The sequence below is a fragment of the Polaromonas sp. P4_F4 genome (assembly GCF_056401355.1).
Window position 1 is genome coordinate 123540 of the sequence record NZ_JBFUJO010000014.1, and the last position, 13660, is coordinate 137199.

Sequence of the window (13660 nt, forward strand, 5' to 3'; positions counted from 1 at the left end):
GGCGTTATTGCAACCGACTCAATAACGGATCAGGGGTGGGCTCAGGCCAGCTCGGTCGTCGGTCCGCGCCCCATCAGGGCGGCGACCGCTTCAGCCGGCCGAAGCTTGCCATCCAGCAGCGCCACCACGCCTTGCGCAATCGGCATGTCGACGCCCAGGCCTGCGGCGCGCTGCACCACGGTGCGGGCACAGTAAACCCCCTCGGCCACATGGCCCAGCGACTTGACCGCTTCGGTCAGCGTTTTACCCTGCGCCAGCAGCAGCCCCACCTTGCGGTTGCGGCTGAGATCGCCCGTGGCCGTCAGCACCAGGTCGCCCAGGCCTGAGAGGCCGGTAAAGGTTTCGGCACGGGCGCCCAGGGCCACGCCCAGCCGCGTCATTTCGGCGAGCCCGCGCGTGATCAAAGCCGCCCGGGCGTTCAGCCCCAGCTGCAAGCCGTCACACAGGCCAGTGGCGATGGCCAGCACATTCTTGACAGCGCCGCCGACCTCCACACCCACGATATCGTCACTGGCGTAAATGCGCAGCGAGGCGCCATGAAACGCGGCAACCAGTGCATCGCGCACCTCGGCATGCTCGCTGGCCGCGACCAGCGCGGTCGGCTGGCCGCGCGCCACCTCGAGCGCGAAACTCGGGCCGCTGAGCACGCCCGCTCTCAAATTGACGGCTATCTGCGCCCGTATTTCATGGACCAACAGGCCAAACGGTGAAATTGAAGAAGAGGATGAAGAGGAGGCTGGGGAGGCGGCAGACCGGGACTCCACGGCCACCGGCGCCTCAAAACCCTTGCTCAGCCAGACCACCGGCACGCTGACCTGTTGCAGCCTTTGCAGCATGCCGCGCGCCGCGGAAACCGGCGTGGCCAGGATGATCAGGTCCTGCCCGCTGACGGCCTCGGCCAACGATGCATCCCCACCGCCTTGCAGCAGCAGGTTGCCGGGCAGGGTGACGCCGGGCAGGTAGCGAGTGTTGGCGCGTTCAGCCTGCATGGCCTGGACCAGCGCCGCGTCGCGCGCCCATAGCGTGACCTGATGCCGGGGCGCGCCGGAACCCGCCGCTTCCACAGCGCCTGCCGCATTGACGGCCATTGCCGTACCCCATGCGCCAGCGCCGATGACGACTATTTTCATGTCCGGATGAGCGGAAAAGGGCGGGCGGCGGTTCAGCCGGCCCTCAAACGATGATTTGGGGTGCGGACGGCGCGGCGGCCTCGGCCTGCTGCTGCTCGTACATGGCCTGGAAATTGATTTCAGCCATGTGCACGGGCGGAAAGCCGCCGCGCTGGATCACGTCGGCCACGTTGCTGCGCAGGTAGGGGTAAACAATTTGCGGGCAGGCAATGCCCAGGATGGCGCCGAGCTGGTCGGTGTGCATGTTGCGGATTTCAAAAATACCCGCCTGCTTGGCCTCGACCAGAAAGACCGTCTTGTCGGCAATCTTGGTGTGCACGGTGGCGGTCACGGTGACTTCAAACAAGCCATCAGCCACCGGCTTGGCATCCACGCCCAGCTGGATGTCGACGCCAGGCTGCTCCTGGTTCAGCAGAATTTCAGGCGAATTGGGCTGCTCCAGCGACACGTCCTTCAGGTAAACGCGCTGGATCTGGAATACGGGATCAAGGTTGGCTTCTGCCATGGTGCTCTTTCGGGTGCTTGGATAAATCGGAAGATGGGGACCTGCCCGCAGGGGGCAGACAACGGGGCATTATCTCAGGAAGAAATAAAGCCCCACGCTCGGCACTTGCGTGTCCTCGCTGCCCCCCGAGGGGGCGGATTTTTCTGGGGCTCGACCGACCGGCTCAAACGTCAAACGCCGCCGCCGTTGAGCAACGGCATCAGGCCACCCCGTCCGTCGAGGGCCACCAGCTCGTCACAACCGCCGACATGGGTGTCGCCAATGAAGATCTGCGGCACCGTACGCCGGCCGGTGATGTCCATCATTTTCTGGCGCTCGCCAGGCAGCATGTCCACACGAATCTCATCGAGTTCGGCCACGCCACGTTGTTTGAGCAGCTGTTTGGCGTGAATGCAATAGGGGCAGGTGGCCGTGGTGTAGATCTTGACGGGTTGCATGGGTTCTCTGGGTCGTGCGGACCGCGCTCGCAAGGCGCAGCCATGGGAAATGGGTGGAAACCTGGGTCAAAACCCGACCACGGCCCTCTCCGGCGGCGGCGGGGCAATGAGCCGGTTCAGGCTTTCTCGAGCGGAAGGTTAGCGTCTTTCCAGGCTTTGAGCCCGCCACCCAGGGATTGAGCCTGCTCGTACCCGAGCTTTTTGGCAACGGCGACGGCACGGCCAGCACGCGCACCGCTGGAGCACACCAGGATCAGCGGCAGGGCCTTGTTTTTCACGACGCCGGGCAGCTTGCTCTCCAGTTCGCTGAAAGGCACGTTTTTGGCGCCGCCAACATGACCGGCCGCAAACTCGTCCGCCTCGCTCACATCCACCACCACCGCTTTTTCACGGTTGATCAGTTGCACGGCGCCACTGGCGCTCAGCGCGCCGGCATTCATGGCACCCGAAATCATGGGCCAAACCAGCATGCCGCCCGAGGCGAGTGCTACCGAAATCAGCATCCAGTTATCGATCAGAAATTTCACTTGCTACCCTTTGTGTGTTTTTCACCAAACCAGTGATTTTAGAATGGAGGCCGGCAATTGCCTGCCAACCGCTCTTTTGCCCCTGTTTACGTCTCCCCTCCTCACCCACCCCCTACTGCCACACCATGTACAAACTCGTGCTCATCCGCCATGGCGAATCCACCTGGAACCTTGAAAACCGGTTTACCGGCTGGACTGATGTCGACCTGACGGAAACAGGCATCACGCAAGCCAAGGACGCCGGAAAACTGCTCAAAAGCGAGGGCTATGAGTTTGACGTGGCCTATACCAGCGTGCTCAAGCGTGCAACCCGCACCCTCTGGCATGTGCTGGACGAGATGGACCGGACCTGGCTGCCGGTCGTGAACAGCTGGCGCCTGAACGAGCGGCATTACGGTGCGCTGCAGGGGCTGAACAAGGCCGAGACCGCCAAAAAATATGGCGAAGAGCAGGTGCTGATCTGGCGCCGCAGCTACGACACCCCGCCCCCGCCGCTGGATGCCGAAGACGAGCGCAGCGAACGCGGCGACCCCCGTTATGCCAAATTGCCGCCCGAGCAGGTGCCGCTGACGGAGTGCCTGAAAGACACCGTGGCGCGGGTATTGCCCTTCTGGAATGAATCCATGGCGCCTGCCATCAAGGCCGGCAAACGCGTTGTGGTGGCGGCTCACGGCAACTCGATACGCGCGCTGGTGAAGTACCTGGACAACATCTCGGACAACGACATCGTCGGGCTCAACATCCCCAATGGCATTCCGCTGGTTTATGAGCTGGACGACCAGCTCAAGCCGCTGCGCCACTACTACCTGGGCGACAGCGAAGCGGTAGCCAAAGCTGCTGCGGCCGTGGCAGCGCAAGGCAAGGGCTGATCAGACTTCATGTAAAAGTCCGGTAAAAGCTGGCAAAAACCGCACATTTTTGCCGTTTTTGCCAGCTTGGCGACTGCGCAACATGGAACTGCTGAATGGGGCTTTTCTCCAAGGTGTATATTGCTTCTGGTACGCAGGAGCAAGGGTTCCTCAAGGCTTATTAAGGTAGTTTTATGGGTCAGAAGCTCAAAATCGCAGGCTGGATTTCAATTGGCGCGGTCGCAGGCGCCCTCACCACGGTGCAACTGCAGGCCGTTGCACGCGGTGGCCTCTCCCCTTTGCCACTGGAAGAGCTACAACAGCTGGCGGCCGTGTTTGGCATGGTCAAAACCGATTATGTGGAGCCGGTTGACGAGAAAAAGCTCATCACCGACGCCATTTCGGGCATGGTGGCCAGCCTGGATCCGCACTCCGTTTATTTCGACAAAAAGTCGTACAAGGAGTTTCGCGAGGGCACCTCGGGGCGCTTTGTGGGTGTCGGCATCGAGATCAGCCAGGAAGACGGTCTGGTCAAGGTGGTTTCCCCGATTGAAGGCTCACCCGCCGATCGCGCGGGCCTCAAACCCAACGACCTGATCACCCGGATCGATGACACGGCCGTGAAGGGCCTGTCACTCAACGACGCGGTCAAGAAAATGCGCGGCGAGCCCAAGACCAAGGTGCTGCTGACCATTTTCCGCAAGGATGAAAACCGGACATTCCCCGTCACCATCACGCGCGAGGAAATCCGTACCCAGTCAGTGCGCAGCAAGGTCATTGAGCCCGGCTACGCCTGGATCCGGCTGAGCCAGTTCCAGGAACGTACGGTGGACGATTTTGTGACCAAGCTGGAACAGATTTACAAGCAGGAGCCCAACCTCAAAGGCTTGGTGCTGGACCTGCGCAACGACCCCGGTGGCTTGCTGGATGCAGCTGTTGCGGTGTCGGCCGCCTTCCTGCCAGAGAACGTCACGGTGGTGTCCACCAACGGCCAGCTGGCGGAAAGCAAGTTCACCTACAAGGCGGCCCCGGAGTTTTACCAGCGCCGCAGCGGGGCTGATCCCCTGAAGCGCCTCCCCGCAGCCATCAAGAAGGTGCCGCTGGTGGTGCTCGTCAATGAGGGTTCTGCTTCCGCCAGCGAGATTGTGGCGGGCGCCCTCCAGGATTACAAACGCGCCACCATCATGGGTAACCAGACCTTCGGCAAGGGCTCGGTCCAGACCGTGCGCCCGCTGGGCCCCGACACCGGCATCAAGCTCACCACGGCCCGTTACTACACCCCCAGCGGCAAGTCCATCCAGGCGCGCGGCATCGTTCCCGACGTGCTGGTGGACGACACCGCCGAAGGCAGCCCGTTTGCCGCGCTGCGCACACGCGAAGCTGACCTGGAGAAGCACCTCAACAGCGGCCAGGGCTCCGAAGTCAAGGACGCCAGCCGGGAAAAAGCCCGCGAGGAAGCCTTGAAGCGACTGGAAGAAGAAGCCAAGAAGACGCCAGAGCAGCGCCGCCCGCCTGAACTGGGCAGCGACAAGGACTTCCAGCTGGCACAGGCCATCAATCAGCTCAAGGGCCGGCCGGTACTGGTCAGCAAGACGGCGGTGGTCGAGCCCAAAAACGAGAAGAAAGAAAACTAGGCCGCCTGTAGGCCGGTAACGATCAGGTCGCGTGCTCCACTCCACCTGATCGGATCTACCCGTGCGCTGCCCTGCGCCGACGCGGGTACGGACCGGCTTATGCCCCCTCCCCCATGAACGACGAACAGCTGCTCCGCTATTCCCGGCACATCCTGCTCGACGAACTGGGTATTGAGGGCCAGGAAAAGCTGCTGTCCGCACGCGTGCTGATTGTGGGCGCGGGCGGACTGGGTTCTCCGGTGGCCCTGTACCTCGGCAGTGCCGGCGTGGGCCACATCACCGTGGTCGACCATGACCGCGTGGATGCCACCAACCTGCAGCGGCAGATTGCCCACAACCTGGCCCGCATTGGTACGTTCAAGGCGGAGTCCGTGGTGCAGTCCGTGGCAGCCATCAACCCGGATGTCCAGGTCATCCCGGTCACGCAGCGGGCCGAGGGCGCGCTGCTTGACGAACTGGTCCGGGAGGCTGACCTGGTTCTCGACTGCACCGACAACTTTGCCACCCGCCATGCCATCAACCGTGCGTGTGTCAGGCACAGCAAGCCTCTGGTCTCCGGCGCGGCTATACGCTTTGACGGGCAGGTGTCGGTCTATGACCCGCGGAGCGCGCAGTCACCCTGCTATGCCTGCGTGTTTCCGGAGTCGGATCTATTCGAGGAAACCCGCTGCGCCACCATGGGTGTGTTTGCACCCCTGGTCGGCATCGTAGGCACCGTGCAGGCCGCCGAAGCCTTGAAGCTGCTCTGCGGCGTCGGGCAGCCACTGACCGGGCGGCTGCTGATGCTGGATGGCCGAACCATGGAGTGGAGCGAAATGAAACTGGCGCGAAACATCGCCTGCACAGTCTGTGGTGCCTCCGCTCCCACGCCTGCGCCCACTACCACTGATTGAGCCGGGGGCCTCGATAACCGGTCCCTGCGCCCAGGGTCACCCTCCACTCACCGGGTGGCCGTCGCAGCAGGTCTGGAGCCCCCATTGGGCTTGGCGGCCTGTGCCAGAACCTCGCTGCAATCGGCATCCTGACCGGGGCCTGTTTCAATCGTGGCAGCCAGCGCGAGCAGCGGGTTGATGGCGCCCAGCACCAGGGCGATGCCGGCGCGACCGGCCAGCGCACCCTTGTCCGGCCCGGCCGACGGTGATGCAAAGGTCCCACCAATCCGCAGCGGCGACCTGAGGCTCAGAATGCTGCGGTCCTTGGGCGCCGGTTCCAGGATGATGTCCAGCGTTTCATCGGCCAGGCTCACCCGGCCGCGGCCATTGATCACCGTGTCGGTCGTATCCAGCACGATGGCCCGGCTGGTCATCAAGCCCTGGTTCACGTCAAAGGCGGCCGCAGCGCAGCGCAATTGCACATTGCGATCGCCGCGCACCAGGAACTTGATGACCTCCCCGCCATCGAGCCCCAGGAATTCGAGCAGTATGTTGCTGATCTGTCCTTTGCCCATGAGAACGGCGACATCCCCCGATGCGGACCCGAGGACTTGCGCCACAGAGGCCCCTCGACCCTGGAAGTTGAACTGTCCGCTGATCTTTCCAAAACTGCTCCTGGTTGTCTCCACTTTGGGAAACAGCTGATTCAACTGCACCGCACGCACATCCAGCCGGGCAGTGAACGCCGCAGGCGCGATGTTGGAATCAACCTTGAGGCTTCCGGCGAGCGACCCACCGGCCACGCCCAGCGAAAAAGGACTCAACTGCAAGACGCCCGCATTCAATTTGATGTGGGCGCCGCCCTTGTCCAGCGGGAGCGCCTGTACATGCCGGATATTCGCCGCCGAGTAGGTCACGTCGGCATTCATGGCCTGAAGTCTGGCCAGGCTCAGGATGGTCGCGGGCAATACCTTGCGTGAAGACGCTGTGGTCCGGCCCGGCTGCTCTGCGCCGGCTTCCGCTTTGGTTTCTGCTTTGGCTTTGGCTTTGGCTTCGGCCGCTTTGCTGGCAGCAGGCGTTGCCCCAATCATTGGCCCCAGATCCTCAAAGTCCAGCAGTTTTGACTGTAGGTTGCCGGTCAAAACGGGCACCGCTGCAGACTGGTCAAAACTGAGAGCACCGCTGAGGTCAGAGTTGCCCAATACACCCTGAATCCGGCTGGCAGTCCAGACCTTGCCATGCTTGGCCAGCTTGCCGCGCACCTTGTAGGGCGGCGTGGAAGGCAGCACGACACCCGCCAATTTATACAACTCTTCGAGATTGCGGCCCTGCAGATCGAATGTGACGTCCATGCCTCCAAAGTCCGCGAGGTTGACAATCGAGCCTTGGGCTTTCAGGCCGGTTTTTCCGGCCAGGACATTGATCTCGATGGGGAAAGGCGCTTGCGCTTTCTCGCGCAACTGCAGCACGCCGCCTGTGCGGCCACTGGCGCTAAAGACCTCATTTTTCCATTTGCCGGCAGCGTTATAGCTCAAGGGGAGCTGCCCGGCCGACTCCGGAGAGAGGGAAAATGTGGCAGCTATGTCGGCGCCCTGCGCCGCAGCGCGGTATTTCAGCGTGCCCCGGTCAACCAGCAAGGACCCGATGACAGGCACGGCGCTTTCATCGGACGTGTCGCGCGAAAGCGCCCAGGTGCGCCGGCCGTCCGGTTCGATCTGCAGGCCGATTTGCGGCTCGGTCAGTGCAATCCGGGGCAGTTCGACCTTGCCAAACAGCAGCGGCCACAGCTTGATGTCAAATTCGGCAACGCTGGCCTTGAGCAAGTAGGGCTCACTGGCCCATTCAGGGTTGGCGACTTCCACGCCATCGGCCCTGACGGTGGCGGCTCGTCCCAGACGAACAGCGAGATGCTGGGTAATCTCGAAGCGGCGCCCCAGCTGGTCCGATACATGACGATTGATCGGCCCGCGCAAAACATCCCACGGAAAGAAAAGCACCACCAGTACCAGAGCAACGAACAGGGCCGCAAGGCCCGCAAGCGATCTGCGAAAAACGGCGGAGTGAAGCAACGATTTGGTCATGTATCCCGGTGGGTTTCAGGCCCGCCCAAACACCCTGTCCCCGCATTGGCCAACACGGCATCGATGCGGAACCGCGCAATTGGCCTGGAGTTGGCGTCGGAAAGGCTTCATGCGCATCTTCAGGGCAGAGCCTTCACTATCGATGAGCAAGCCGGCCCAGACAGTCGGCCAGTGCGATGAAAAGCTGTGGGTGGGTACCTACAGTCTCTAAAAGATAACGAAAAGCGGGGAAGTAGGAAACATCCTACATGTGCTGAACAGAGTCACTGGCAGAATGGCCTCCGAGGCAACGATACATTAGGAAACACGGCGTGTTCACACTCTTGAGGGCTTCGTCAATTTTCCGCGAACCGTGTCGCCCCACCTGGACCTGATCAGTGAGACTGAAAACCTACATCGTCGAAGACAACCCCACTATTCGGGAAAACCTGATCGGCACCCTTGAAGAACTCGCCTGCGTCCGTGCTGTGGGAACCGCAGAAACCGAAAATGAAGGGAAAGCCTGGCTCGTTGACAACAGTGACCAATGGGACCTGGCCATCGTCGATTTGTTTTTGAAGCAGGGGAGTGGCTTGGGTGTGCTGGCAGCTTGCCGCAATCGCCAGCCGGGACAGAAAGTGGTGGTGCTCAGCAATTACGCCACGACCGACATCCGGCACCGGTGTGCGCAGTTGGGCGTCGACGCGGTGTTTGACAAGTCCAACGAAATTGACGCGCTGGTGGACTATTGCCTCCAGCAGAGCGGCAGTACCGTTTGAAGTCAGTCAATCAACTTGTTCTTGAGCGCGTAGTAGGTGAGATCGCTGTTCGACGCCAGACTCATTTTTTCCATCACGCGGGTTCTGTAGGTGCTGACGGTTTTCACGCTCAGCGAAAGCGCCTTTGCAATATCGCCGGCCGTTTCCCCCTTGGCCAATTTCAGAAACACCTGAAATTCCCGTTCCGACAGTTGCTCGTGGGAGGCGACGTCGTGGGGCCGGTTCAATTGTTGCGCCAGCAGTTCTGCCACCGCCGGCGTGATGTAGCGCTTGCCAAGCGAAATGACGCGGATGGCATCCACAATTTCCGACGGATCGCATTCCTTGTTGAGGTAGCCACTGGCTCCCTGGCGAATCAGGTTGACCGCGTAGTGCTCCTCGGGGTAGCCGCTCAGGATCAGAATGCCAACGTCGGGGGCTTTGGCGCGGATCATGGCCAGCGCATCGATGCCGCTCTGGCCCGGCATGGACAAATCCATGACCAAGATGTCCAGCTCGACATTGCGAACCAGGTCAATCGCCTCGCGGCCGCTGGCGGCCTCACCGACGACACGCAGATCCACCTGGTCCGAGAAAAACTGCTTGAGTCCCGAACGCACAATGGCATGGTCATCAACAATTCCAATTTTAATCATGTCGCTGTCTTTCCATAAAGCCCGCGCGAGCAGGCAACGCAATCAACGCAATGAAAAAGATGGCCGGGCCGGACATCCGCATTGGCCTTAGTACCCATTATTGACGAATTATTCCCCGAAGTATCCAACGGAGCCAGCCGTGAAAAAATTCTCAATCCCGAAAATGGCCATCAGCCTGCCCCTGGCAGTGCTGGCCGCCGCCATCCTCATTTTCATCAATGAGGCGAGTTTTCACGAATCCACGGCGGCGGCGGCCAGCATCGAGGAGGCGCAGCAAACCCGTGAAGCCATCAACCAATTGCTGCAGCGCATGCTGGATGCAGAAACCGGCTCACGAGGCTACCTGCTGACGGGCGACCCGCGCTATCTGGAGCCCTACAACAGCGCCACGGCCGATATCAGCCAGAACCTGGATGTTCTGCGTCAGCTGTTCATCCCCTACCAGAACGAACTCACGGAATTCGGCGTCATGTCCCGGCATATTGCGCGCAAACTGGCCGAGATGGACCTGAGCGTGCGCATGCGCAAGGAAGGCAATGAAGATGCCTGGAAATTTGTCCTGACCACGGATGTCGGCAAGGAGCACATGGAGGCGATTCGTGCGCAATCGTCCAAACTGGCCGCCAGCAGCATCCGCAAGATGGAACTGGGCCAGGTCCAAATCAAGAAAACACTGCAGCTGTCGCGCATCGGCGTGGCCGCCATGGCGCTGGCGGGGCTGCTGGCTTTTTACATGTACCTGCTGCAAACCAAGGCCCTGCTCGCATCAGGCCGGCGCGAACAGGAATCCCTGCAGCGTGAGCGTGACCTGCTGGAGACGCAGGTACGGGAGCGCACGGCCACCCTGGCAGAACTGGCCACCCATTTGCAGAATGTGCGTGAGGATGAGCGGGGCCACCTGGCTCGGGAGCTGCACGACGAACTGGGGGCGCTTCTGACAGCCGCCAAGCTGGATGTCGCCAGGCTGCGGTCACGACTGGCGGGCAACCTGCCGGAAGCAGCAGAACGCCTGGAGCACCTGACCAGCACGCTGAACAGCGGTATTGCCCTGAAGCGCCGCATTGTTGAAGATTTGCGGCCCTCCTCGCTGTCCCATCTGGGTCTGGTGGCCTCCCTGGAGATTCTGGCGCGGGAATTCGAGGAGCGATCCGGCCTGTCCATCACCACCGACCTGGAGCCAGTGGAACTTGGCGGCTCGGCCCAGCTGACGGTGTACCGGCTGGTGCAGGAGTCGCTGACCAACATTGCCAAATATGCCGCGGCCAGCCAGGCCGAGATCAGCCTTCACAATTTCGACAGGTACATCTCCGTGGAGGTCAAGGACAACGGCAAAGGTTTCCGGGTGGAAAACGTGGGGCCCACCAGCCACGGCCTGGCGGGCATGCGCCATCGCGTGGAGGCCGCCGGCGGTCGCCTGACGGTCACCAGCGCCGAGGGAAGTGGCGCGCGAATTTCTGCCGTGCTGCCCAAGACGTTCTGACCCCGGGGGCCGTGCGCATCGCGCCCAACAGTAACAAACTGTCAGCCCCCTCCTACAGTGCCTCCCCCTTGGAACTGACAGGGGTACCCGTTCACAGCCGATGAGGAAAAACCACCATCCTCTTTAACCTTGCTGCAGGGCGTTTCAAAGTTTCGACAACGAAACACTGCCCAACCCAGCTACGCAAGGAGATTGAGATGCTGCACTATTCCGTTGTTTTTTTGGTGATCGCGCTGATCGCCGCCATCTTTGGCTTCGGCGGTATCGCGGCAGGTGCCGTTGAGATTGCCAAGATTCTCTTTTTCATCTTCGCCATCATGGCTGTGGTGAGCTTTGTGATCGGCCTGATCAGGAAGAACTAGCACTAACGACGCGCCCTGTGGCGGTACCTGTCCCGGCACCTGTGCCGGTTCCGTTACCGCGTAAATCAGGACGCGAATTCTCCCCTCTTCACGGACCCCACTTGCATGCCGCCCTTTCCCCCAACCTCCGAAATCTCAACTCATGAAGGACCTGAAATGACCCCCAATACCCCCTCTTCCCCCACTGGCCGCGACACCATGCCCGGCGTGCGCCAGGCCTCCGATGAGCTGCTGGCCAATGCCGTCAAGGCTGTGGAGTCGACAAGGGAACATGCGAACGATGCGCTGGACAAGGCAGAAAACAAGGTGCGCGAATTGCGCGGTAGCGTGGACCCCGTTGTGGACATGCTCGCATCCAAGGCTCAAAGGCTGGCCCGTCAGAGCCTGGACCTGGCGTCCGAGGCCAAAGAGCGTGCCCAGCAATCGTTCTCCCGCGCTGCAGGTGTCACGACGCGGTATGTATCCGAGCAACCGATGCGTTCTATCCTCATTGCTGCGGCAGTCGGTGCAGCTGTGGCCCTGCTGATTTCCTCTTCACGCCATCGGAACGAACGGCGCTATTGAAAAGGCGTCATTGAGGTCACTACTGCGTGACGCCAGCGCTTACCAACCCACACCACCATCATGCTGCACCCACTTTTTTCAACCCTGATCCAAAGGCCTGACCTCATCGTGGATCATGTCTCGGCGTATGCCGCGCTGTTTCACCAGGAAGCCTCCAGCGCCGGCTCCGAGTTGCTGGTCCGGGCTGTGAACTGGGTGCTGGCAGTGCTGTTGGCCGCGGTTTTTCTGGGACTGGCGGGCGTGGCGTTGATGCTGGGGTTGATGCAGAACCACTTCCATTGGGTGCTGGTTGCCGTGCCTGGCTTCGTGCTGGTATTGCTGCTCATTGCCATCGTCCGCGCCAAAAAACCACTCCAGAGCGAACGCTTTCCCGAATTGAAGGCGCAGATCGACACCGACGCGCGCGCGTTGCGCATGGTCGCCTGAGACGCCTGAGACCCTTCCGCCATGCCCACCGTCACAGCCCCCACACCGCAAGAACGCCTCGCGGCCAGCCGCCAGGCGCTCGTCAGGCACATGACGCGCGACGGCCAATCTTCACAATCTTCAGACGGGCGAAACGAGCGTCCGTTCGATGAAACCGATGAGACCCGCGCAAGTGCGAGGGGGACGTGGGCAGTGGCCAAGGGGGCGATGCGGGCCTGGTGGCGCCATCATCCCGGAAGTGCCGCTTTTGATCTGGCCCGGCCGGTGATTGGCAAATTTGCGCAGGAGCAACCCTTCAAACTCCTGGGCATCGCCGCAGGCATCGGCGCTGCCGCCGTGGTGCTGCGTCCCTGGCGCCTGGTTTCACTGGGTGGCGTGTTGCTGGCAACCCTCAAGGCGTCCCAGCTTTCAAGTGTCCTGCTGTCCATGCTGTCCGGCTCCGGGCAAGACGCAGAACCCCGGGAAAGCCATCATGAATAAGCTCGACTTTTCACCACCGCCGGGGATGGCCTGGGGCTTTCGGGCCCATGGCCACCAAGACGCTGTGCAGACCGACGAATCCAGAGACGGTCGCAGAAGACCCCCATGATTACCGCTGGTCGATTGGCGTGGTGCGGCTGATCGGCAGGCTTTTTAACTCAGCACCGGTTCATTCAACAACTGAAGAGGAAAATAATATGAAATACGCTCGCGCAATTGCATTCGCGGCCCTGGCCGGCATCACCGTCATTGGCAGCGGCTGCGCCGTTGGGCGTGGCCAGGAGACGGCCGGAGCCTACATTGACGATGCGGCCATCACGACCGCGGTGAAGGCCAAGTTCGTGGGGGACAAGACCGTCTCAGCCATGTCCATCAGCGTTGAAACGCTCAATGGCACGGTTCAGCTGTCCGGCTTTGCCAAAACAACCGCCGAAAAAGCCCAGGCTGAAGATCTTGCCCGTGGCGTGAAGAACGTCAAGGCCGTTCGCAACGACATCGTCGTTCGTCCCTGACCGGTACCCGCCGCCTTCAGGTTTCTGGAGGCGGTGAGCACTGTAAAGGGTCAACCGAAGGCAGACGGTGGAGTTTTCATCGTCTGCTTTTTCCGCCTGCTTCCACCTGCTTCCATCTGCGCCTGGCCGGTGGAGGTCATGCGGCAGCGTTTCCCCGTTAACCCGAATGGCACTTACTTTGGCAGGTTGGCCTTCGGCGACGTGCGTAAGTGCTTGAAAGCAAAGGGAGATGGCTGACCAAAGGGTCGATAGGATGGTTGTTTACGAAGCACCCAAACCATCTTCCCAAAGGCCAGCCACCATGGATCGTAATGCCCAAAGCGTCTTGCATCAACGTTGCAGCAGCATTGGACGCCGGGCGAGATCGACCCAGGCGGTGGAATTCTTCAACGTTCTGACGAGTCCGGAG

16 protein-coding genes are annotated in these 13660 nt (G+C 61.3%); 10 read left to right on the top strand and 6 right to left on the bottom strand.

Going from position 1 to position 13660, the window contains the following annotated elements:
* Positions 1 to 41: 41 nt before the first annotated feature.
* The 4 genes from AC1DUR_RS15870 to AC1DUR_RS15885 form a co-directional block, all read right to left on the bottom strand.
* Positions 42 to 1130: an NAD(P)H-dependent glycerol-3-phosphate dehydrogenase gene (locus AC1DUR_RS15870; RefSeq protein WP_477719931.1), complete on the bottom strand. Its 1089-nt coding sequence runs from the start codon at positions 1128 to 1130 to the stop codon at positions 42 to 44.
* Positions 1131 to 1173: 43 nt separating this feature from the next.
* Complete coding sequence (gene secB / locus AC1DUR_RS15875) at positions 1174 to 1635, bottom strand: protein-export chaperone SecB (protein ID WP_477719932.1); 462 nt, start codon at positions 1633 to 1635, stop codon at positions 1174 to 1176.
* A 170-nt stretch (positions 1636 to 1805) separates the two neighbouring features.
* Positions 1806 to 2072 (bottom strand): glutaredoxin 3, encoded by a 267-nt coding sequence (grxC, locus tag AC1DUR_RS15880; protein WP_477719933.1) that lies wholly within the window; start codon positions 2070 to 2072, stop codon positions 1806 to 1808.
* A 116-nt stretch (positions 2073 to 2188) separates the two neighbouring features.
* Entirely contained in the window at positions 2189 to 2599 is a 411-nt protein-coding gene (locus AC1DUR_RS15885) for a rhodanese-like domain-containing protein (RefSeq protein WP_477719934.1), read from the bottom strand.
* 125 nt (positions 2600 to 2724) lie between these two features.
* On the opposite strand from AC1DUR_RS15885, the gene gpmA reads away from it, so the two are divergent.
* The 3 genes from gpmA (at position 2725) to AC1DUR_RS15900 (ending at position 5974) form a co-directional block, all read left to right on the top strand.
* Positions 2725 to 3468 (top strand): 2,3-diphosphoglycerate-dependent phosphoglycerate mutase, encoded by a 744-nt coding sequence (gpmA, locus tag AC1DUR_RS15890; protein WP_477719935.1) that lies wholly within the window; start codon positions 2725 to 2727, stop codon positions 3466 to 3468.
* Positions 3469 to 3641: 173 nt separating this feature from the next.
* Positions 3642 to 5081 carry a S41 family peptidase gene (locus AC1DUR_RS15895; protein WP_477719936.1) on the top strand — a complete coding sequence of 480 codons (1440 nt, stop codon included), beginning with the start codon at positions 3642 to 3644 and terminating at the stop codon, positions 5079 to 5081.
* A gap of 113 nt (positions 5082 to 5194) precedes the next feature.
* Entirely contained in the window at positions 5195 to 5974 is a 780-nt protein-coding gene (locus tag AC1DUR_RS15900) for a HesA/MoeB/ThiF family protein (RefSeq protein WP_477719937.1), read from the top strand.
* Between the two features lie 47 nt (positions 5975 to 6021).
* On the opposite strand, the gene AC1DUR_RS15905 is transcribed toward AC1DUR_RS15900, so the two are convergent.
* A complete protein-coding gene (locus tag AC1DUR_RS15905) occupies positions 6022 to 8034 on the bottom strand; it encodes an AsmA family protein (RefSeq protein ID WP_477719938.1) in 2013 nt (670 codons plus the stop codon).
* 377 nt (positions 8035 to 8411) lie between these two features.
* Between AC1DUR_RS15905 and AC1DUR_RS15910 the strand changes: the two genes are divergently transcribed.
* A complete protein-coding gene (locus tag AC1DUR_RS15910; protein WP_477719939.1) occupies positions 8412 to 8792 on the top strand; it encodes a response regulator in 381 nt (126 codons plus the stop codon).
* A 2-nt stretch (positions 8793 to 8794) separates the two neighbouring features.
* On the opposite strand, the gene AC1DUR_RS15915 is transcribed toward AC1DUR_RS15910, so the two are convergent.
* Positions 8795 to 9427: a response regulator gene (locus AC1DUR_RS15915; RefSeq protein ID WP_011481839.1), complete on the bottom strand. Its 633-nt coding sequence runs from the start codon at positions 9425 to 9427 to the stop codon at positions 8795 to 8797.
* A 139-nt stretch (positions 9428 to 9566) separates the two neighbouring features.
* Here AC1DUR_RS15915 and AC1DUR_RS15920 point away from each other — a divergent pair, with 139 nt between their 5' ends.
* The 6 genes from AC1DUR_RS15920 (at position 9567) to AC1DUR_RS15945 (ending at position 13251) form a co-directional block, all read left to right on the top strand.
* Positions 9567 to 10907 (top strand): sensor histidine kinase, encoded by a 1341-nt coding sequence (locus AC1DUR_RS15920; RefSeq protein WP_477719940.1) that lies wholly within the window; start codon positions 9567 to 9569, stop codon positions 10905 to 10907.
* A gap of 197 nt (positions 10908 to 11104) precedes the next feature.
* On the top strand, positions 11105 to 11269 hold the full coding sequence (locus AC1DUR_RS15925; RefSeq protein WP_477719941.1) for a DUF1328 domain-containing protein: 165 nt from the start codon (positions 11105 to 11107) through the stop codon (positions 11267 to 11269).
* A 156-nt stretch (positions 11270 to 11425) separates the two neighbouring features.
* On the top strand, positions 11426 to 11833 hold the full coding sequence (locus AC1DUR_RS15930; RefSeq protein WP_477719942.1) for a glycine zipper domain-containing protein: 408 nt from the start codon (positions 11426 to 11428) through the stop codon (positions 11831 to 11833).
* Positions 11834 to 11893: 60 nt separating this feature from the next.
* A complete protein-coding gene (locus tag AC1DUR_RS15935) occupies positions 11894 to 12259 on the top strand; it encodes a hypothetical protein (RefSeq protein WP_477719943.1) in 366 nt (121 codons plus the stop codon).
* A 21-nt stretch (positions 12260 to 12280) separates the two neighbouring features.
* Entirely contained in the window at positions 12281 to 12739 is a 459-nt protein-coding gene (locus AC1DUR_RS15940; protein ID WP_477719944.1) for a hypothetical protein, read from the top strand.
* 197 nt (positions 12740 to 12936) lie between these two features.
* Entirely contained in the window at positions 12937 to 13251 is a 315-nt protein-coding gene (locus AC1DUR_RS15945; protein ID WP_477719948.1) for a BON domain-containing protein, read from the top strand.
* Positions 13252 to 13660 lie beyond the last annotated feature (409 nt).